At 44.3% G+C, this 1,746-nt stretch carries 1 protein-coding gene and 2 tRNA genes; 1 reads left to right on the top strand and 2 read right to left on the bottom strand.

Annotated elements, in window-relative coordinates; translation table 11 throughout:
- Positions 1-614 precede the first annotated feature (614 nt).
- Positions 615-687 (bottom strand) — tRNA-Lys (locus FJM74_RS22040).
- A 162-nt stretch (positions 688-849) separates the two neighbouring features.
- Positions 850-922, bottom strand: a tRNA-Lys gene (locus tag FJM74_RS22035).
- Between the two features lie 115 nt (positions 923-1,037).
- On the opposite strand from FJM74_RS22035, the gene FJM74_RS22030 reads away from it, so the two are divergent.
- The gene (locus FJM74_RS22030) at positions 1,038-1,730 is read left to right on the top strand and encodes an SH3 domain-containing protein (RefSeq protein WP_241739299.1); all 693 of its coding nucleotides are present in this window, start codon (positions 1,038-1,040) and stop codon (positions 1,728-1,730) included.
- The last annotated feature ends 16 nt before the right edge of the window (positions 1,731-1,746 follow it).

Raw genomic sequence — 1,746 nt, 5'->3', positions numbered from 1 at the left:
AATAAAGATTTGTGTACGATATGATTTTGATGAATAATGCAGCACTAATGCTGCATACATGTTAATATGTCGGTTTTAGCTTCAACCGCGGATAGAGTTGCCGGTGAAAATACGCGGCAACGGCAAAAGGTAAAGCAGACAAAGAACTATTTATGCAGCACTAAAAACAGATCGACCACGCACGAAAACAGCAATTTTTATGATAGATGCTTTACGAGCTCCTGTCCACATTAAATAATATCATGTCAATATAAGAATTATTCTATGTCAAAAAAATGGTTTTTTGTTGGTTTCATGTCTATTAAACCTTGTTACAGATGAATTACAGGCAAAAGACTAATCCTGACCGCTGGCCCAAACCTGCTCATCGTCTGAACAAGTGCCTGAAAAGCTTCAAGTTCATTTTTTAAAATTAAGTTTTTCGGTGAGAATAGAGCTAAAAAAGCAGGCACTCAGAAGGCTAGAGAATGGCTTGCTTTAGAGAAAAGCTGGAAGAGAAAGCAAGCAGGAGAAAAGAGAAATTGGAGAAGTTGGCAGGCCAGGCCTTTGGGCACCGAGAGGATTTTTATAAAACCGAAAAAGCCACCCGGTAAGGAGTGGCTTTTTTCATTTTGTGATCCCGCTGGGATTCGAACCCAGGACCCATACATTAAAAGTGTATTGCTCTACCAGCTGAGCTACAGAATCGGTACTAATTTGTTTCCCTGAAAGGGAGTGCAAAAGTAATCTTTTTGTTTTACTATCAAAAATTAATTTTCACTTTTTATGATTTCCGGTAAACCGGAACAAAACAAAAGTGGCAGAAAGAAAAAGCTTTTTCTTTTAGAAAAGGCTTCGGCTCACATCGTGTGATCCCGCTGGGATTCGAACCCAGGACCCATACATTAAAAGTGTATTGCTCTACCAGCTGAGCTACAGAATCTTTTTACTAATTTGCATTCTCGTGGGCGTCTCCCTGAATTGCGATGCAAAATTAACAGCAATCTGAATAAATGCAAAGTCTTTGGTTCAAAATATCCCTTTTTCTGATTATTTTTTTGACAGGCTATCCTGAATCCGCTTACAGTCAGGCAGATAATAACGCCCTGCAAAAAGCTGATGCTCTCTTTAACAAGCAGGAATACACCGATGCGTTCGTTATGTACGCGCATATCCTGGAAAAAGAGCAGCACTACTCCCCCCAGATGCTCCTGAAGATGGCCTATATCAAAGAAGGCCTCCGCGACTACACCGGCGCCATGTATTACCTGCACTTGTTTTATGTGAAGCAGCCCAGCCGGTCGGTTCTGAAAAAAATGGAGGAACTGGCCCAGGCCCACCGATTGTCGGGCTATGAGTACAGCGACCTGCATTTTTTCGAGACGCAGTTCAGCAAGCACTACATGCGCATTCTGGAGCTGATGCTGATAGCCGCCGTGATCACGGTTACGATTATGGTGATAAACTGGCGCAAAGGCCACCGGTTCAGCAGCACCTTTAAGGTCGGTTTTGTGCTGTACCTGCTGTTTATCCTCTACTATGTCAACTTCCTGAACCTGGGCGATGCCGGCATTATCAGAAATGACCAGGTAGCCATTATGTCGGCACCATCGGCGGGCTCTTCGTGGCTGGCCACTGCCTCACAAGGGCACAAGGTTCCGATACGCGGCGAGCAGGACATCTGGTACGAGATCCGATGGAAGGGCGAGGTAGCCTATATCCGCAAGGCAAACGTGCTGGAGCTGCCGTAGGGCTTCGCCAAATTAA

Origin of the sequence: Pontibacter beigongshangensis, assembly GCF_014332515.1 — a bacterium.
Lineage (GTDB): Bacteria > Bacteroidota > Bacteroidia > Cytophagales > Hymenobacteraceae > Pontibacter > Pontibacter beigongshangensis.
Note: the sequence above shows the minus strand (reverse complement) of the source record. Positions and strands in the feature narration are given on the sequence as shown.